Source organism: Paenirhizobium naphthalenivorans (genome assembly GCF_007992095.1).
Lineage (GTDB): Bacteria > Pseudomonadota > Alphaproteobacteria > Rhizobiales > Rhizobiaceae > Allorhizobium > Allorhizobium naphthalenivorans.
Map to the genome: position 1 here is coordinate 169597 of NZ_BJZP01000005.1, position 18647 is coordinate 188243.

15 protein-coding genes are annotated in these 18647 nt (G+C 61.0%); 3 read left to right on the forward strand and 12 right to left on the reverse strand.

Translation table 11 applies throughout. The features are described from left to right. Positions 1 to 214 precede the first annotated feature (214 nt). Both betC and RNA01_RS07355 read right to left on the reverse strand, forming a co-directional pair. Positions 215 to 1744 (reverse strand): choline-sulfatase, encoded by a 1530-nt coding sequence (betC, locus tag RNA01_RS07350; RefSeq protein ID WP_147179315.1) that lies wholly within the window; start codon positions 1742 to 1744, stop codon positions 215 to 217. Between the two features lies 1 nt (position 1745). Beyond that, the gene (locus RNA01_RS07355) at positions 1746 to 2645 is read right to left on the reverse strand and encodes a choline ABC transporter substrate-binding protein (RefSeq protein WP_235916492.1); all 900 of its coding nucleotides are present in this window, start codon (positions 2643 to 2645) and stop codon (positions 1746 to 1748) included. A 161-nt stretch (positions 2646 to 2806) separates the two neighbouring features. Here RNA01_RS07355 and RNA01_RS07360 point away from each other — a divergent pair, with 161 nt between their 5' ends. After that, positions 2807 to 3760, forward strand: a complete 954-nt coding sequence (locus tag RNA01_RS07360; protein WP_147179317.1) for a choline sulfate utilization transcriptional regulator — start codon at positions 2807 to 2809, stop codon at positions 3758 to 3760. Positions 3761 to 3776: 16 nt separating this feature from the next. Here the strand turns inward: RNA01_RS07360 and rsmA are convergent, their stop codons facing one another. From rsmA to RNA01_RS07395, 7 genes are all read right to left on the reverse strand, one after another. Beyond that, positions 3777 to 4604, reverse strand: coding sequence for a 16S rRNA (adenine(1518)-N(6)/adenine(1519)-N(6))-dimethyltransferase RsmA (gene rsmA / locus RNA01_RS07365; protein ID WP_147179318.1), 828 nt, complete (start codon positions 4602 to 4604; stop codon positions 3777 to 3779). Beyond that, positions 4604 to 5629 carry a 4-hydroxythreonine-4-phosphate dehydrogenase PdxA gene (gene pdxA, locus RNA01_RS07370; RefSeq protein WP_147179319.1) on the reverse strand — a complete coding sequence of 342 codons (1026 nt, stop codon included), beginning with the start codon at positions 5627 to 5629 and terminating at the stop codon, positions 4604 to 4606. Before pdxA ends, rsmA begins: the two co-directional genes overlap by 1 nt. Positions 5630 to 5641: 12 nt before the next feature. Then, on the reverse strand, positions 5642 to 6583 hold the full coding sequence (locus tag RNA01_RS07375; protein WP_147179320.1) for a SurA N-terminal domain-containing protein: 942 nt from the start codon (positions 6581 to 6583) through the stop codon (positions 5642 to 5644). Between the two features lie 149 nt (positions 6584 to 6732). Continuing rightward, positions 6733 to 9090 (reverse strand): LPS-assembly protein LptD, encoded by a 2358-nt coding sequence (locus RNA01_RS07380; RefSeq protein WP_235916479.1) that lies wholly within the window; start codon positions 9088 to 9090, stop codon positions 6733 to 6735. Beyond that, positions 9090 to 10172: an LPS export ABC transporter permease LptG gene (gene lptG / locus RNA01_RS07385; protein WP_147179321.1), complete on the reverse strand. Its 1083-nt coding sequence runs from the start codon at positions 10170 to 10172 to the stop codon at positions 9090 to 9092. Before lptG ends, RNA01_RS07380 begins: the two co-directional genes overlap by 1 nt. Continuing rightward, positions 10169 to 11347: an LptF/LptG family permease gene (locus RNA01_RS07390; protein ID WP_147179322.1), complete on the reverse strand. Its 1179-nt coding sequence runs from the start codon at positions 11345 to 11347 to the stop codon at positions 10169 to 10171. The genes lptG and RNA01_RS07390 overlap by 4 nt, the downstream gene beginning before the upstream one ends. Before the next feature lie 109 nt (positions 11348 to 11456). Beyond that, positions 11457 to 12254, reverse strand: coding sequence for a phosphatase PAP2 family protein (locus tag RNA01_RS07395; protein WP_235916480.1), 798 nt, complete (start codon positions 12252 to 12254; stop codon positions 11457 to 11459). A 194-nt stretch (positions 12255 to 12448) separates the two neighbouring features. Between RNA01_RS07395 and RNA01_RS07400 the strand changes: the two genes are divergently transcribed. Then, positions 12449 to 13954 (forward strand): leucyl aminopeptidase, encoded by a 1506-nt coding sequence (locus RNA01_RS07400; protein ID WP_147179323.1) that lies wholly within the window; start codon positions 12449 to 12451, stop codon positions 13952 to 13954. A 20-nt stretch (positions 13955 to 13974) separates the two neighbouring features. After that, positions 13975 to 14424 (forward strand): DNA polymerase III subunit chi, encoded by a 450-nt coding sequence (locus RNA01_RS07405; RefSeq protein WP_147179324.1) that lies wholly within the window; start codon positions 13975 to 13977, stop codon positions 14422 to 14424. Between the two features lie 35 nt (positions 14425 to 14459). Here the strand turns inward: RNA01_RS07405 and RNA01_RS07410 are convergent, their stop codons facing one another. The 3 genes from RNA01_RS07410 to RNA01_RS07420 all read right to left on the reverse strand — a co-directional run bounded on the left by RNA01_RS07410 (position 14460) and on the right by RNA01_RS07420 (position 18506). Further along, positions 14460 to 15305 carry a polysaccharide deacetylase family protein gene (locus RNA01_RS07410; RefSeq protein ID WP_147179325.1) on the reverse strand — a complete coding sequence of 282 codons (846 nt, stop codon included), beginning with the start codon at positions 15303 to 15305 and terminating at the stop codon, positions 14460 to 14462. A gap of 97 nt (positions 15306 to 15402) precedes the next feature. Further along, positions 15403 to 17286, reverse strand: coding sequence for an ABC-F family ATP-binding cassette domain-containing protein (locus RNA01_RS07415; protein ID WP_147179326.1), 1884 nt, complete (start codon positions 17284 to 17286; stop codon positions 15403 to 15405). Positions 17287 to 17408: 122 nt separating this feature from the next. After that, the gene (locus RNA01_RS07420) at positions 17409 to 18506 is read right to left on the reverse strand and encodes a GGDEF domain-containing protein (RefSeq protein WP_147179327.1); all 1098 of its coding nucleotides are present in this window, start codon (positions 18504 to 18506) and stop codon (positions 17409 to 17411) included. Positions 18507 to 18647 lie beyond the last annotated feature (141 nt).

The following is an 18647-nucleotide window of genomic DNA, read 5'->3' on the forward strand; positions in this document are numbered from 1 at the left end:
AACGCCTGGAGAAGATAAGATAGGCCTCGGCCGGGGGCGTTTAGTGCATTCCTTGTGCCCGTAACAGCCATATGGTTGGCTGTCGCACGATCAAGGCGCAAAACACCTGTCGAGGTTACGGGGGCAGCGGTCCCCCGTATTCATGTGTAGGAGCATTTTCTATTCACGAGCGTTTGGTGCGGCGAAGTGGTCGGTCTGACGACAGGACACCGCATTACTCGCCGCGCGGGAAGCGCTGGCTTTCCTCCAGGACGTTCAGATCCATGTGATTGCGCATGTAGCGCTCCGATGCCTTCTGCAGGGGCTGGTAGTCCCAGGGAAAATAGGCGCCGTTGCGCAGCGCCGCATAGACGACGTGACGGCGCGCCTGGCTCTCGCGCACGGCTGCATCATACCGTTTGAGGTCCCACCGCTTGGCAGCGGCCTCGGTGAGGCGTGCGAGCGTCTCCGCATGATCCGGATCGAGTGCCAGATTCTGCAGTTCGTGTGGATCGCTCCCCAGATCGACAAGGATTGGTGGATCCTGATCGCAAAGGGTGAGCTTGAAACGACCGTCGCGTAGTCCGACGAGCGGTGTAACCGATCCTTCAGCGGCATATTCCATGGGAACCGCGCCTCGTTGCGCGCCGCCCAAGGCGAGTGGCATCAAGTCTTCCCCATCCGTCCACGGCTTGAGGGTGGATATGTCGATGCCGGCAAGGCCGGCGAGCGTCGGCGTCACGTCGAGCGTCGAGGCAGGTTTGTCGACAAGCCGGGGGGGAACGCCCGGCGCGTAGAGCATCAGCGGCACCCGCGCCGAACCCTCAAAGAAGTTCATCTTGAACCAAAGGCCACGCTCGCCCAGCATGTCGCCATGGTCGGAGACAAAGAGTATGGCAGTATTCTCGGCCATCCGGGTTCGCTCCAGGACGTCGAGAATGTCGCCGATCTTGTCGTCGACATAGGAGATATTGGCGAAATAGCCGCGTCGCGCGCGCCGGACATCCTCGTTGCTGATGGTGAAGGCCGTGTGGTCGCAGGCATCCATCAATCGTTGGGAGTGCGGATCCTGCTCGATGTAGGGGATTGCGGGAATGTTTGGATCAAGCTGAGGGCAATCCTCATAAAGATCCCAGAACCTGCGCCGTGCCACGTAGGGATCGTGCGGGTGGGTGAAGCTCACAGTGAGGCACCACGGCCGATCATCCTGTCCGCGCGCGAGGTCATAGAGCCGACGCGTCGCATGATAGGCGACCTCGTCGTCATACTCCATCTGGTTGGTGATCTCGGCCACACCGGCCCCGGTGACCGAGCCGAGATTGTGATACCACCAGTCGATCCGCTCGCCTGGCCTGGAATAGTCCGGTGTCCAGCCGAAGTCCGCTGGATAGATGTCGGTGGTCAGTCGCTCCTCGAATCCGTGCAACTGGTCCGGGCCGACGAAATGCATCTTGCCGGACAGGCTTGTCTGGTAGCCGGCGGCGCGCAGATGATGGGCGAAGGTCGGAATGTCGGAGGCGAATTCCGCCGCATTGTCATAAACCCGGGTGCGGCTTGGCAGTTGTCCTGACATGAAGGAAGCGCGGGCGGGCGCGCAAAGCGGGCTGGCCGTATAGGCGTTGGCGAAGCGCACGGAGCGCTTCGCCAGGGACTTCAGGTGGGGTGCGTGGAGGAATTCGGCCGGCCCGTCGGGAAAGAGTGTGCCGTTGAGCTGATCCACCATCACAATCAGGATATTCGGACGTGACTGCACAGTACTGACCATCCTATAGCGCCAGTGCCGACTTGACCGCTTCCAGACCAGGCCTGCCGTCAAAGGTGGTGACGCCGGACAGCCATGTTTGGAGGGCGGAAGGATTGGCCTTGAGCCATGTTGTCGCGGCCTCCCTAGCATCCTTGCCGCCGAGAATTTCGCCCATCAATACATTTTCCATGCTGACCTCGAAGCGCAGTTGCCTGAACAGGTTCGCCGCGTTGGGGCAGCTCTCGGACCAACCCGTGCGGGCAAGCGTATAGACCTTCGCGCCGCCATAGTTGGGCCCGAAATAAGCATCCCCGCCCGACAGATAGGTGATGTGGAAGCGTTCGTTCATCGGATGCGGCGCCCAGGCCAGGAAGACCACGCCCTTGCCGTCCTTGGTCGCACGCTCGACCTGGGACAGCATCGCCTGTTCGCCCGACTCGACCAGCTTCCAGTCCTTCAGTCCGAACTCGCCGGCGTCGATCATCTTCTGGATGTTCAGATTGGCCGGCGCGCCGGGTTCGATGCCATAGATTTTGTGGTCAAATTCGTCGCCATGCGCTTCAAGATCGGCAAAGTCCTTCACGCCGTTCTCGGCAAGCTCTGTTGGGACGGCCAGGGTGAACTTGGCGCCCTCGAGATTCTTGTTGATCACCTCGATGGCCTTGGCCGCGTTGAGGTCGTCGACAAAGGCCTGCTGCGCAGGCATCCAGTTACCGAGAAAAACGTCGATCTCGCCGTTCTTCATCGATTGGTATCCGATCGGTACGGCAAGCGTCTTGACTTCCGCCTGGTAGCCGAGCGCTTCGAGCAGCACGCTCGCCAAGCCATTGGTCGCCGTAATATCCGTCCAGCCCGGATCGGACAGGCGGATCGACTTGCAGGTCTCCGCATCAGCGGCCACGGCCGGGGCGGCGGCAGCCATTGCGATGGCCAGGACTGCGCCGCGGACACTATGTGTGCCGCGCTTTCTGCTGTTACTCATCTGCGTTCCCTCCTTCTTTGATATTTACTATGTTTATTGAAGCTGAAACGCCATTAGCCTGTGAAGCTGGAAAATTCTGATACTTGGTATAGGAGCTGTCTATGGCAGAGACGCCGATCGATCTTGGATGGATGCGGCTGCTGGTCGAGATTAGCCGGCGCGGCTCGCTGTCGGCCGCTGCCCGAGTGTTGGGGCTGAGCCAGCCTGCGGTCAGCTATCAGATCCGGCAATTGGAGCAGGCCTTCGGCATCCCTCTGCTACGTCGGCTGCATCGGGGTGTCGCAGTGACCGATGAGGGGAGGCGGCTGTGTGACATCGCAGAACGCACAGTATCCGAGGTCGATGAGTTGGAACGCAGCATCCGGGCGGGCATCCGCAGACCGGTCATCCGGCTCTGCACTGATTACGCTTTCTCCAGCCTTTGGCTGATCCCGCGCATGCAGGCCTTTCGCCAGTCCCATCCGGACCTGGAACTGCAAATTGTCGCGACGCAGCGTCTCGCCCACCACTGGGAGGAGGACGCCGACATTGCGGTCGCTTTCGGCTCGCGCGGAGAATTCGGGCAGGATGGCGTGCTGTTGATGCCCGAACGTGTCGTGCCGATCTGCACGCCGGCCTTCCTTGAGCGTCATGGTCCGTTCGAGGCTTCCGGTGCTCTGTCGGCCATTCCGCTGATCCATCTGGACGCGGTCGCTCCGTCACCCTGGTTCGAATGGTCAACCTATCTCCCAGAGACCGGAACCGGCCGAAAAGCCGAGGCGGTGTTGGGGGACATGAGTTTCAACACCTATGCCATGGTCATCCAGGCAGCTCTGTGCGGGCAGGGCGTTGCACTCGGCTGGCTCGGCGTTGTCGACCAACTGCTTGATAGTGGGCTTCTATGCCGCGCGGGACCAGTTCTCGAAGGGCCGGAGCGCGGCTATTGGCTGTTGGCCCCCCGGTCTCGAAACACGCGCATTGGCCAGTTGGCTGCATGGCTGGTGACGGAAGTGAGCGGTTCGTCGGCGGCGGTTGACCCAAAGGCGCCGGTTTTCCCGGAAGGGAAACAGGATTAGGCCTGGTGTTTGGCCGCTACAGCAAATTGGCGATACGGCAAAACTCTTCGACCGACAGCGTTTCCGCCCGGCGTGCCGGATCAATCCCGGCTTTGGCGAGCAGCGCCTCGCCGCCAAGCGACTTGAGGCTCTGGCGCAGCATCTTGCGACGTTGTCCGAAGGCCGCCTGGGTGACGCGCTCCAGCTTGGCGACGTCGCAGGCAAGAGGCTCCGATCGCGGCAGCAGATGCACGACGGACGACGTTACCTTGGGCGGCGGCGTGAAAGCCTGTGGCGGCACGTCGAAGGCCATCTGCGCCTGGGTGCGCCAGCCGCACAGGACACCGAGTCTCCCGTAGTGATCGTCGCTTTCGTCGGCGACGATGCGCAAGCCCACTTCCCGCTGGAACATCAAGGTCAGGGACTCCCAGAACGGAGGCCATTTTCTGGGCAACAGCCAGTTGATGAGCAATTGCGTGCCGACATTATACGGCAGATTGGCGATGATCTTGACCGGGCCTTCCGGCGCCATCGCCTCGAAGTCGGTCTTCAGCGCGTCGCCCTCGATCACCTCAAGCCGGCCGGGATAGTAGTCGGCGATTTCTGCGAGCGCCGGCAGGCAGCGGGCATCGCGTTCGACGGCAATGACCTTGGCAGCGCCAAGCGACAGGATAGCCCGGGTTAAACCACCGGGGCCGGGGCCGACCTCAAAGACGGTGACACCCTCGAGCGGTCCCGCCGTGCGGGCGATTTTCTGGGTGAGGTTCAGGTCGAGCAGGAAGTTCTGGCCGAGCGCCTTGCGGGCGTCGAGCCCGTGTCGCGCGATCACGTCGCGCAGCGGCGGTAGTCCGTCAATCGCTGCCATCAGGATTTGGTTTCGCTTGGCCGGCTGATCTCGTCGGCAAGCTTCAGTGCCGCAATCAGACTGTCCTCGCGCGCGATGCCCTGGCCGGCGATGCCGAAGGCCGTGCCATGGTCGGGCGAGGTTCGCACAAAGGGCAGGCCGAGCGTGACATTGACCGAATCGTCGAAGCCGAGCGCCTTGACGGGGATCAGCGCCTGATCGTGATACATGCAGATCGCCACATCGTAGCGCCGACGGGCATCGTCATGGAACATGGTGTCGGCCGGAAGCGGCCCAAAGGCGTCGATGCCCTCTCGGCGCAGCGTCATGATCGCCGGATGGATGGTGTCCTCGTCCTCGTGGCCGATCGCGCCCCCCTCTCCGGCATGCGGATTGAGCCCCGCGACGGCAAGGCGAGGATGGGCAAGACCAAAACGGTTTTTGAGATCGGTTGCGACGATGCGGCAGGTCTCAAGGATCGCCGCCTCGGTAACAGCGCCAGGAACATCCTTGAGCGGAATATGGATCGTCACCGGCACGGCGCGCAGCTTCGGACCGGCCAGCATCATCACCGGCCGATAGCTTTGACCGGTGTGGCGCTTCGCCAGATCGGCGAGGAACTCGGTGTGTCCAGGAAAGCCAAAACCCGCTTCATAGAGCACGGATTTCGCGATCGGATTGGTGACCATGGCCCGGACCTTGCCATCGAAGCAGAGGTCGACTGCGGTCTGGATGGCCGTGATCGTGCCCCGAGCATTGGCCACATGCGGCTCTCCCGCAACGACATCGACGCCAATCGGCACCGGCAGGACAGGAAAGGCGTGCTCGAAGACACCAGCCGCCGAAGCCGCGTCGGTCTCCCGGAATGGGACCTCAAGGTCCAGCTGCCGCGCCCGCACCGCGAGCACCGCCGGGTCGCCGATGAAGAGGAAGGGCGGCAAGTCAAATTCCGCCCGCCTCGTCCAGGCCGCAAGCGCAATATCGGGCCCGATGCCCGCCGGGTCGCCCTGGCTAAGCGCAAGAGGAAGGAAATCAGCGGCGCTCATGCGGTTCTCTGCTCAGTTGAATGTGATCTGTGACTTGGAGCGCAGTTCTTCGAGGTACTTCTTGGCGTTCGGATTGTCGTCCTGTTTTGCCTTGCCGAGATCCTCGGAGCGAAAGACGACCTCTGCGGCGACGTCATCCGATACCTGGCGCTGGTTGCAAATCGCCAGGAACTCGACGCCACGATCGGTAACACGGGTGCCGGTCGTTCCGCCCTTGGCCTTCTCGATCAGCGGTTTCCATTCCGGCGGCAGTTCAGGTTCGAGTACGCGGCCGAGATTGCGGATGGAGACGTCGAGGTAATTCTTGGCGAATCCCATCGCGCCGTCGCAGCCCGGGAACTTGGCGCGCGAGGCTTCGGCTTCCGCCTTGCGCTTGCCGACTATGCCCTTCTTTGCAGCTGGTACCACGAAGATGACCTGTTTCAGAAAATACTCGGTGGTCACTGGCTTTTGCTTGTGTTCCAACAGTCGGGTGACGAACTCCTGGTTCGACAACTTGCCCTTGGAGCCATAGCGGGCGTTGACAAGCCGCGGCCAGCTCATCGAAACGGCGATATAGGATTTGAAATGCTCGACGCCGACACCCGATTGGGCAAGAATCTTGTCCATCTGCTGGGGCGTAAGCTTGTTGCCAGAGGCAAAGCGCTGGTAAGCGGCATCGACCTCGGCGGTGCTGACCGACATCCCGACCCGGGCGATTTCCTGCCGCTTGATGGCCTCTTCAACCATTTCTTCCTTGGCAATCTGGTTGAGATTGCCGCTGCGGCGCTGCAGGCGCAGGAAAGCGACGCGGCGGGCCACGTCGCCATTGGTGATCGCTTGCTTGTTGACAACGGCGACAACCTGGCTCGCCGCTTGCGCAACGTTGACGCCGACGAATGCATCACCGGAAATAAGCGCCAGCGCAAGCGCGCCGGCCACCAGCATCCGCTTTCCCTTGATTGCCATGGCCATCCGTTTCCTTTCCAGCGAGAGCATTAGTGTGCCACGCTCTCGCTCACGTATAGTTCGGTGAAAGTATAAGCTGCCGCACCGATTGCACAATCCATGCGGCGAAACAATGACGCAAAGCCGAAATACCGGAGGGGGGTAGGCTTGCCGGCTCAGTTGAAGCCGGCAAGCTGAGCATTGCCGACCTTGACATCTCCGAGGGTGCGGAAGGTCAGGCGGGCTCCGATCGACCAGTCGCTGGCCGATTCCTCTGCTGGGTCGTACTTGTCGGAGTAGACGAGCGAAAATATAGTGCATTCGTCGGCGTAGGAAATGCCAATTCCCTTGCGGTTGATGATGCTGTCGTCGATGTCCCAGGTGACCGAGCCGAACAGCGACCAATATTCATCGATCTTGATCGAGCTCGCTGACTGGATCTCGTCGTTGCGCTTCGTGAAGCCATATTCCGGTCGAGCGGCGATCTGCGAATAGGTGAGGCTCGTCTGGAGCTTCTCGTTGGAGAAGGAGAGGTTCGCATCGGTTCGGCGCAGGTCCAGCGTCTGCTCATCGAGCCGAACATTGGTTGCCACCGACATGCCGTTCGGCATGTCGATACCTGCCATGCCGACGAAATCCGATCGAGCGGTCTCAAGACCGGAGCCTGAACCGACATTGACGAGGTCGTCGGTCGCGAAGGAGTTCAGCCCTGCGATCTGATAGGACTGACCAAAAATGCCGCGCAGGCCGAAACCGTTGTCGAACGAACCGACATAGCGCACGCCGACATTCGCACGGGTGCCGCCCTCGACCCGGTCATAGCCGGAGAACTTGTCGCGCTCAAAAAGATTGGTCGCGTCGAAAACGAAGCTCTGCGCGTCTTCATTGGGCAGCCGCCCGGCCATTTGCTCGTCGTTACGGGCATAGATCTGGGCAATCGGCTCAATGATGTGGCTGCTGTTATTGGTCGTTATCAGCACCGGATAGCGGGCCTCTAGCCCTGCCGTCAGCATGTAGCGGGTTGCCGTCGCATCGGAGGTGAGGTCGCCAGTGTAACCAGTCGGCGGGGCGAGGTCGAGGCCGTAGGCGTCGCCGCGTGCGGCAAAGAGGGGCGTCAGTTGCAGGCCACCCGGCACGCTCAGCGTTCGCTTCCATTCCAGATCACCGGTCAGTCGGCTCGACGTGCCGTCGATCCCACGGTAACGGGTCAGGTCGTCGATGCCGTCGCCGTTGGTGTCGACGTTGAGTTCATCCGATTTGAAGCGCGACAGGGCCGTGAAGTTCAGGTTGCCGGAAAGCTGGCCGCCTGCGATGGGTTCCGGCGCGTAATAAGCATAGTCGACCGAGGGCAGCACGGTCGGCTGCTTCTTCTCGGCGGTGTTCTCCGTATCGGCGTCCTGAACGTCGAAATAGTAGCCCCGCATGTCGAAGGAGTTTCGTTTGCCTAGACCGGTCAGGTAAACCTGATTGGTGTGGGTCGTGTCGTCGAGGCCATCGAGGCTATAGGTTCTGGCGAAATTGTTGTCGCTCTGGAACATGACGTCCCAGCCGAATGTCCAGCGCGGATTGATCTCGAACTTGCCCTCGGAGGCGATCATGCCACGCAGGTCTCGGTTTGCGTCGCTTGTTCCGGCGTCGAAGCTCTTGCTGTGAAGCTGGTCGATGCCCGCGATGCGCACCGAAGCGGTGCCTTTCTCGAATCGCTGGCGGATTTCGGCATCGATCAGAACGCCCTGACTGGTGAAGCCTGTCGCCTTCACAGTCGCATCCTGCTGATTCGAAATAGCGAAATAATAGGGAACCGTCAGGCCGAAGCCGAGGTTCTGAGAGGTGCGCATCTCGGGGAAAAGGAACCCGGATTTGCGCTTGATGGTATGGTCGGGCACCTCGATCGCCGGAAGGACCGCGATGGTTCGTCCGAACAGCTCGAACCGGGCCTTCTCCAGGCGTACGGTGTGCTTTTCACCGTTCTGGATGACGCGCTCGGCCTTGACTTGCCAGAGCGGCGGGCGTTCCGGATGGTCGGCACAAGGCAGGCAAGCTGTGTAGACGCCTTTGTGGAGAATCATGTCCGTGCCGTTGACCCGTTCGGCGCTCTCGGCGGCCAGTCGGGTATTGTCGGTGGTCTCGATTCTCAGTGCATTGACAAAGCCCTCGGCGAAGTTGTCGGTCACGTCGAGCGTTTCGGCATACATGCGGTTGCCGCTCGGCTCGATCAGTTCGATATTGCCGGTCGCAGTCATGCGTCCGGTCTTCTGATCGTAGACAACCTTGCGGGCGACCATCTGGTAGCCGCCATAGTTGATTTGCACAGCGCCCATCGCCGTCACGCGTTCGGCGTCACGGTCATAGATCAGTTCATTGGCTGCCAGCAGGAGCTTGGCATCGTCGGGAATACCAGCAGTGAGCGGACCGGCCGCCTGGCTGTCCTGGGCGCGAGCGACAACCGCCGGCGACAGTACCGCACACACAGCAACGCTGGTCAGCAGGGCTAATCCTAGCCTTCTGATATTCTCGCGGTCTTTTACCGCCACTAACCATCCTCCTGATGAAGCAGAATTGTCGCTCCCAAGGCCGTCGCCACGACGACTGGGACCCAGGCCGCAACGAACGGCGGTACAACACCGCTGCTTCCGAATGCTTTGACAAGCACGGTCACAACATAAAGCACGAAGCCGGACAGGATTCCACCCAGAATCACCGCACGCGACTGGTTGAACCTGCTGAATTTTAATGAAACGGTTGCAGCAATTAGCGTCATTGCGACCAATAGGAAAGGAAGCGAGAGCAGCGAATGGAACTGCGTCTCGAGCGCCTTGGTCGACACCCCAAACGATTTCGCCACGGAGATTTTTCGAGAAAGATCATAAAAAGCAACGGTCTCCGGCTGCGCGAGACGCTCCTGGACGAACTCTTGTTTCAAATTGGTACTGACTTTGGCTGTGGCGAGCCTTGTGGGTATCTCACCGGGACGGGTTTCCGTCACGTCGGTAAGCATCCAGTAACCATCTTTCAATTTCGCCGACTGCGCATCCTGTCTCAGGATGATGCGCCCGTCGCTGTCGAAGTGGATCAACACGGCACCGACGAGGAAGGTTCCATCCTCTAAAACCGTCTCCGCGCCGATGATGACATCCGTCTTGCCGCTGATCTGCCGCAGCCAGGGCACTGCGTTGGACGAGGGGCGGCTACTGCTTTCGCGCGCGCTGGCCTCGATCTGCAATGCCTGCCGCTGGCCCCAGGCTGCGAGCGGATTGATGACGAAGGACGTGGTCAGCCCGATGAGGAATGCGCCGACCAGAAAAGGCGTCATGAACTGCCAGACGGAAATGCCGGCGGCCCTTGCCACGACGAGTTCGGATTTCCGGTTGAGGGCGATCAGCGTCGTCATGCCGACGAACAGCGTGATGAAGGGAATCGTTTGCTGGAGAATGAGAGGCAGACGAAGCGTCGTCAGCCAGAGCAATCCCCAGACGGAAAGGACGCCGCGCCCGGCCAGTCGTCCGGAGTTCTCGCTGAAATCGATCAGGAAGCCGATAGCGATCACGCCAGCGAGAAACCAGAGCATGGTCGTCAGATACCGGCGGAAGAAATAGCGGCCGAGCGTCAGGATCATGGAGCGGATCCCTTGCCGATTGACTGGCGACGGGGCAGGCGTGAGGTGAGCGCGTGCCACAGCCGCGACATGGCATTGCGGACGGCGCACGGCAGACGCAACTGGTACCCGGAAAACAACAGAAATGCCGAAAGGCCACCACCGAGGAGCGGTACGGCATAGATGAGAGGGACGAAGATCGCATCACTCTCGGTAAGCTTCACCGTGTAGTTCGACAGCCAGTAAAGACCAAGGGCGATGACGAGCGAAGAGGCCATCGGATGCAGTCTGGCTTCCCGGTGAGAGCGCGCATTGCCGCAGATTACCAGAGAGATCAGCGCGAACACCAGAGGCATGGCCCAGGTGCTCATGCGGCGATGCAATTCGCTGCGATACTCCCCACCGTTCCTCTGCACGTCCGGGTCGCTGGGGTCGGGATTGAGCAGGAACGAAAGGTCCCGGTCGATCGCGTGCAGCCGGGCCTGGCTGCGCGTCTGCGACAGGTCGGAAAGGTCGAAAGAATAGGAGTCGAAGCGAACGATTGATACTTCGCCCGTGGGTGTCTTCCGCTGGACCTCGCCATCCTTCATCACCAGGGCCGTGCCGCTTTCGTCGACCGCACCCTCACGCGCATAATAGATGAGCGAGAAGGCCGGGTCGCGCGAATCGGCGACGAACAGCCCGCGCAGCACGCGGCCCGAGAGGCGCTCGGAGATCTGGACGTAGAGACCATCCTCGATCCTGCGGAAGTTCTTTTCCTCGATCACCGTCGACAGCAGGTCTGCATAGGCGGCCGCGATCATTTCGCGGGTACTGACGCGTAGCTTGGGCTCGACGAAATTCGCCATCAAGAATGAGAATACGCTGAGAACCGCGGCGGCGATCAACAGGGGGCGGTTGATCGTGCGGCGCGGCGCGCCGGCAGCATCGATCACCGCCAGTTCCGAATCATTGTTCATCGCCGTCAGCGTCTGGGTAATGCCGATGACCAGGGCGAAAGGCAGAACCGCGGGGACGATGGTCGGCAGGATCAGCGTCGCAAGCTTCATGAACGAGCCGACCGACTGGCCGCTGTCGGTGACGAGATTGATTCGCGCCAGCACCTGCGTAGTCCAGATGATCGCCAGCACCGGCAAAAGCGCGGTGAGGAACATCTGGCCGACCCGCCGCAGGATGTACAGTTCGAGAAGCTTCATGCCATTCCCTGAAGGCGCAGTGATCGGAGCGCGCCCGCGTTAGTGGATTGGCCTTCTCTACGACGCTTGCGGCTTTTTGGCGACAGCAAGATTCCGGTTTTCCGCAGGATCACGTTGTGTTTTTCCGCGCCCGCGTTATTTCGAGCACGGCAACCAGTGCGGCGAAGACGACTGGAGAGGACAGCCAACCGAGTACCACATCGGAAAGATAATGCCCGCCGAAGCTTAGCCGGAAAGCTGGCGTCACGAGCGACGCGGCGATGATGCCGGGCGCCATGATGGCTCGCAGTCTTCCCGGCAGAAGCGGGATCAGGCAGATCAGCCATCCGGCGCCGGCGGCCTCGCCTGACACGAAAGAGCAATTGTTTGGGCATTGGCCTGAAAACGAGCCTGCGGGCATGAACGGTAGTTCTCCGCCGAACAGGTCTGTCTGGTGCGGCCGGGGGCGGCCAGAAAAGCTCTTGAGCAGCAGATTGACCAGAACATAGGGGCCGAGGAAGAACGCGAGCAGTGACAGGCTGTAACGCTGCACCTTGGCTGGCTCGTAGGTCGCGCCGTGGTGTTGCAGGGCCTTGATAAGGGCGATTGCGACCACCACGGCGGCGGCGGATGGTGCGTAGAACAGAACCTTGCGCAGGAACATGAAGAGCGCGTCCAGCCGATAGGGGAAATCGCCACAGATGATGCCTGCCGCCGTTCCCCCCGGGCAGCTGGTTCTCTGGAAGAAGGCAGCACTCGTGGCGATGTCGAGCATTGGGACAAAATGGAAGATCGCCAGCAGTAGCCACCAGAGCGTGAACAGGCAAAGCGCCAGAACGCTGGCGTGATAAGCGTCCGGGTCGCGGCGAAGCGTATCGATCAGGGTGTGATGTTCTGCTTTCGGCAAGGGCGCTTCCATCTCATTCATTCTCCGTTCGCCGGTCTGGCGGGGGAGCGGGCGGAACCTATCCGTAGTCTGCTCGACCTGACAAGGGGGCGGCGATCACGTTGCTTCCATCGGGATTGTTGGTGCCCCGCATCGGTTTTCCTTGCCTTCCGAGCGGAAAAGGAGAAGATCGCGGTCCGTTTCTTCCCTTTCGTCCGCGTCCGATGGAGTGCCCCATGACCAGCAAGATCGACATCACTTTCGCCAAATCTCATTCCGTTACGGGAGGTGTCGCCGTGCTGTTGAAATCGGTCGAGGCGGATCTACCCTCGGGCATTGCGGAAGCCGATCCGGCAGGCGTCTACGCGCGGGCCGCGAAGGTCGGCAAATTCACTGGAAAAGCCGCAGCGACGCTCGACATCGTCACGCCCTATGGATCCCAGGCCGATCGCATCGTCGTGCTCGGGCTCGGCAAGGCCGAGGCATTGTCTGCCCATGACTGGCTGAAGGCCGGCGGCAAGGCGGCGGCCTCGCTCAAGGGGGCCGACAAGGCCACCATCTTCCTCGACGTTCCAGACCTTGAGGTCTCGCCCAAGGCCGCAGCCGATTTCGCCCTTGGTATGCTGCTGCGCGCCTACAAGTTCGACACTTACAAAACCAAAAAGAAGAACGACAATACAAACGGCGACGACGAGGCAAATGACAAGGGCACCAAGGTCACGATCGTCACGGCCGACGCGGGTGCTGCCAAGAAGGCCTTCGCCGATGCCGAAGCGGTGGCCGAGGGCGTTATCCTCGCCCGCAATCTCGTCAACGAGCCCGCCAACGTACTCGGACCGGAAGAATTCGCCGACACCGCGAAGAAGCTCGAAACGCTCGGCGTCGAGGTCGAGATCCTCGGTGAAAAGGATATGAAGAAGCTCGGTATGGGCGCGCTGCTCGGCGTGGCCCAGGGCTCGGTACGTCCGCCGCGTCTCGTCGTCATGCACTGGAAGGGTGGCAAGTCCAAGGACAAGCCCATCGCCTTTGTCGGCAAGGGCGTCGTCTTCGACACCGGAGGTATCTCGATCAAACCAGCCGCTGGCATGGAGGAAATGAAGGGCGATATGGGGGGAGCCGCCGCCGTCACCGGTCTTATGCACACGCTGGCTGCCCGTAAGGCCAAGGCCAACGTCGTCGGCATCATCGGTCTCGTCGAGAACATGCCCGATGGTAACGCCCAGCGCCCGGGCGATATCGTCACCTCGATGTCGGGCCAGACTATCGAGGTTATCAATACCGATGCCGAAGGCCGACTCGTGCTGGCCGATGCGCTCTGGTATTGCAACGACCGTTTCAAGCCGGAATTCATGGTCAACCTTGCCACGCTGACTGGCGCGGTCCTGGTGGCGCTTGGCAACCTGCATGCCGGCCTGTTCTCCAATGACGACGGGCTGTCGGAAAAGCTGCTCGCAGCCGGTCTGGCCACCAACGAGCGCCTCTGGCGCTTGCCGATGGGCAAAGACTACGACAAGATGATCGACTCGAAGTTCGCGGACATGAAGAACTCGAGCGGCCGTCATGCCGGCTCGATCACCGCGGCGCAATTCCTCAAGCGCTTCGTCAAGGATACGCCCTGGGCCCATCTCGACATCGCCGGTACGGCCATGGCCTCGCCTGCGGATGAGATCAACCAATCCTGGGGCTCGGGCTTCGGCGTGCGCCTGCTCGACGAACTGGTTCGTGCCAACTACGAAGCGTGACGCGGGAAAGGCAGGAAACCTTGGCCGAGGTCCTCTTCTATCACCTTACGGAATCAAAGCTTGAGGATGCCTTGCCGCCACTTCTCGAAAAGAGCCTCGAGCGCGGCTGGAAGGTGGCGGTGCAGACCGTCGAACCCTCTCGCCGTGACGCGCTCGACACACATTTGTGGACCTATCGCGACGACAGCTTCCTGCCGCATGGCACCGATGTGAGCGAGGGGGCACAGGGACAGCCGGTGCTGATCACCACCGAGCCGGCCAACGCCAACAAGGCGACCGTTCGTTTTCTGGTTGACGGCGCCGTGGCGCCCGACACGCTCGATTACGAGCGTGTCGTCTTCGTCTTCGACGGGCACAATCAGGAACAGCTCGAAGGCGCGCGCGGCAACTGGAAGAGGCTCAAGGCCGAGGGCCACAAGCTGACCTATTGGCAGCAGACGCACGAGGGGCGCTGGGAGAAGAAGGCCTGATGGCCGGGGGCGCCAGGATGTGGCGCCCATAAGCCTCAGAATGCGGCGGCGAGCATCGGCATGCGCGATCGCGCGTATTGGAGCGTCACGACTTTGTATCCTTCGGATTTCAGTCGTTGCAGGAGCATCGGCAACATATTGACGGTGCGCGAATGAATGTCGTGCATCAGGATGACGCCATTTCCTCGACGATGGAGGGCTGCCATCGTCCGTTCCACGATCTCGGACGGTTGAGATGTGAAATAGTCCTTGCTGTCGATGCTGACGTCCAGCACCACGGTTCCGCGATGCGCGAGTGCTGAGCGCAGTCGCGGCGTGTCCGCGAGATAGGGAAAGCGGAAGAAGCCGGGTTGTACCCCTGCACCGGAGCGTACGGCAAGCTCCCCCTTGGTGATCTGGTTGATCGCCTGGTCGTAGGCGATGCCCTTGAGATTGGGATGCCCCCAGGTGTGGCTGCCGATCGAGTGGCCCTGCTCCGCCACCTTTCTCGCGATCGAAGGATAGGACTTGGCCATCTGGCCGACCATCAGAAATGTCGCCTTGACTCCATAGCGATCGAGGGTCGCAAGAATCCGCTCGGTCTTGCCGGGCATGGGACCGTCATCAAAGGTGAGAACAACTTCGCGAGGCGCCAGATGGATGTCGGAGATCGAAGAAGCCGTGATGGTCCGACCGCCCAACTGGCCGAGCGGCCGGTTCGGGCGCAACCAGGCTGCCGGCTCCATCGGCACCGGCTCATCCGCCTTCAGCCTTTTCGTCGCGGGCTTGTCCGGAGCGGCGACGAACGCCGTTTTCGCCGAGGGGGTGTCAGGCTTTGTCGTAGCGCAAGATGCAAGCGAAACGGCCAGAACTGCGCCGACAAGATTTCTTAAGATTTTCATGAATTCTACCCGAGGCGAAATGACCGGGTAGAGAATTCGTCTTTTATAGTTAAAAACTGATTTAAATCTATTGCTACGCGTAGCACCACGGCCGGCGTTACCCCGCCATCGCCTCTTCATATTCGGCCGACAACTCCAGCCACTGCTCCTCGGCGGCATTCAGCTTCGCTGCGGCCTCACCACGCTGCTTGGCCTTTTCCGCCGCTTTGGCCGGACTTTTTTCATAGAGCGCGGGATCCGCAAGTTCCGCATCAAGGGCCTGAATCAATGTCTCCAGTTTCTTCGTCAGGGACTCGATTTCATTGATCTTTTTCTTCAGCGGAGCGAGCGACGCACGGCGTTCGGCGGCGAGTTTGCGTTGGTCGGCTTTTTTTCCGACCTCAACCGCTACTTCATTTTTTTCTTCTTTTTTTTTACCGGAAGAGACAATCAGATCTCGATATTCGTCCATGTCACCCTCAAACGTGGTGACGGTGCCGTCATTGACCAGCCACAGCCGGTCTACGGTTGCTTCAATCAAGTGCCGGTCATGGGAGATCAGGATCACGGCACCATCATAATCGTTGAGCGCCTCGATCAATGCGCGGCGGCTGTCGATGTCCAGGTGGTTGGTCGGCTCGTCGAGGATCAAGAGATTCGGCGCATGAAAGGCGGCCAGACCCATCAACAGGCGGGCCTTCTCGCCACCGGATAGATCCTTGGCGGCGGTGTTCATTTTTTCTGTGGTAAGCCCCATCTGGGCGACGCGCGCGCGGACCTTGGCTTCCGGCGCCTGCGGCATCAGCCGGCGAACATGTTCCACCGGAGTGTCTTCCGGCACCAGATCATCCAACTGGTGCTGGGCGAAGAAGCCGATCTTCAGACTGGGGGCGAGACGTAGATCACCGCTCTCCGGCGACAGACGACCGGAGATGAACTTGGCGAACGTGGATTTACCATTGCCGTTCGAGCCAAGCAGGGCGATGCGGTCATCAGCATCGATACGCAGATTGAGGTTTTTCAGAATCGGCTTGCCCGGCTCGTAGCCAACGGAGCCACCGTTGATGGCGATGATCGGCGAGGCAGGCTGCTTTTCCGGTTCCGGGAAGGTGATCGGCTGAACATGATCCTCGATCACCGCCGCAACCGTGCCCATGCGCTCAAGCGCCTTGACGCGGCTCTGGGCCTGCTTTGCCTTTGTGGCCTTGGCCTTGAAGCGGTCGATGAAGCTCTGCAAATGCTTGCGGGCCGCGTCATTCTTGGCCTTGGACTTCATCTGCAGTTCGTCGTTCTCGGCCTTCTGGCGCTCGAACTGGTCATAGCCGCCGCGATAGAAGGTCAGCTTTTTCTGATCGAGATGGACAATGGCGTTGACGGCATTGTTCAGCAGGTCACGGTCATGGCTGATGATGATGACAGTGTGCGGATAGCGGCGAATATAGTCTTCCAGCCACAGCGTACCTTCAAGGTCGAGATAGTTGGTCGGCTCGTCCAGGAGCAGCAAATCAGGCTCGGCAAACAGCACGGCCGCCAGCGCCACGCGCATGCGCCATCCGCCGGAAAAGGCAGAGGCCGGGCGAAGCTGGGCTTCCTGATTGAAACCAAGGCCGGCCAGAATACTGGAGGCGCGGGCTTCCGCCGAATGGGCATCGATATCGACGAGCCGCATCTGAATATCGGCAATCCGGTGGGGATCGGTGGCCGTTTCCGCTTCAGCCATCAGGGCTGTACGTTCCTTGTCTGCGGCCAGCACGATCGAAATCAGGCTGTCTTCGGTGCCAGGGGCTTCCTGCGCCACCTGCCCAAGCTTGGCGTTCTTGGGAATGGAGACCGAGCCGGACTCGGGGCTGAGATCGCCGGTGATGACCTTGAACAGGGTCGATTTGCCCGCACCATTGCGGCCCACAAGTCCGGCTTTCGTGCCAGTAGGCAACGAAATCGTGGCGTGGTCGATGAGAAGGCGGCCGGCAATGCGGGCGGAAACGTCGTTAATTGAGATCATGACTGGCGTTTTGGCCGAACTGTCAGGCAAAGGCAAGCGGTCGCCGGGAAGGCAGTCGCCAGGAAAGAGGGAGCCGGTCTTATGGTTGCTTCACGGCAACAGCCCCGACAGCCGGCCTTCCGTCAGGCGACGTGCCATCCAGCAGTTCGGCCGGTAGGTCCCGGGTAGACCGCGATCGGCTGGCGGGGATTGGCGCGGGCGGCGTGGAGCGCCGCTTCGGCATGGGCAAGCAGTTGCATGGGAGCCTCCGCCGTATGGCTGAGGGCAATCCCGACCGAAAGACCGAGCCCGCCCTTGTGCGCGCCTTGCTCCGCAGCGAAAACGAGGCTGTTCTCGATCGCGGCATGCAGGCGCCCGGCGATGGCGTGGGCGTCTTCAGCCGTGACGTCTGAGAACAGGAAGGCGAAGTCGTCGCCGTCGATGCGCGCCAGGAAGTCATTCTTCTTGATTGTCTTGCGGAAGATCGCGGCCATGCGCTTCAGCAGCCGGTTGGCCGCATCCTCGCCGAATTGGTGGTTGATCGAGCGGAAGTCGTCGACATCAACGATGATCAGCGCCGTCGCTGGCGTGGTGCCGTCTTCGGCAAACAGCCCTTCGAGCCGGTTCATGAAGGCGAGGCGATTAGGCAGACCGGTCAGGCCGTCCTTGTTCATCATGGCCTTGGCTGCCTCGGCTGCGCGGTTTGCCGCCTCGATCTGCTGCAGGCCGTTCTTCAGCTTCAGGGCCAGGTCCGTTTCCGCCTCGAGCAGGTCTGCTGCTGAAGCTCCCAGGAAGTCGAGTTCGGCCAGCAGGTCGCCGATGCCGCGTGTCTCGTCCTCGCGGATCGACCGGGTGATGGTTTCCAGGGCTCGCGCAAAGGTTTGCTTGTGCAGGATGCCCAGCCCCACGTGTTCGCCCAGCTTGCCGAGCAGGGCGACGCTTTCGGATTGCATCCGTTCCTCGGCAAGTCCGCAGTGGCTGGCAAGACGGTGCTTCAGCCCGAGCTGGTCGAGGGCGTGCTGCGTGGCGCGCTGCCCAAGGGCGCCAAGGTCGCGGGCCAGCCCGGCATTGTGACCGGTGATTGCCTCGTGAACGAGATGATAGTTGCGCGGCAGCCCGGCGATGCCATGCTTAGCCATGAAGCCCGCAACCTTCTGCAGTGCGTCCGCCCCCGATGCCGGCTTGTGGCTGGTCTGATGCGGGTGAGCTTTCTGATGCGCGATGCTGACGTCCTGCTGCATGTTCTTCCCCTTAGGCCCTGAGGTTCCGGCTTTTCGGGCGATCGTGCCGTTGAATCTTCTGGATTCCGTTAAGCCGGCAACCGATGGCTGGGCACTGATCCGCAACATTGCAGTCTGGGTTAATTTTCGCTTGAGTTCCTG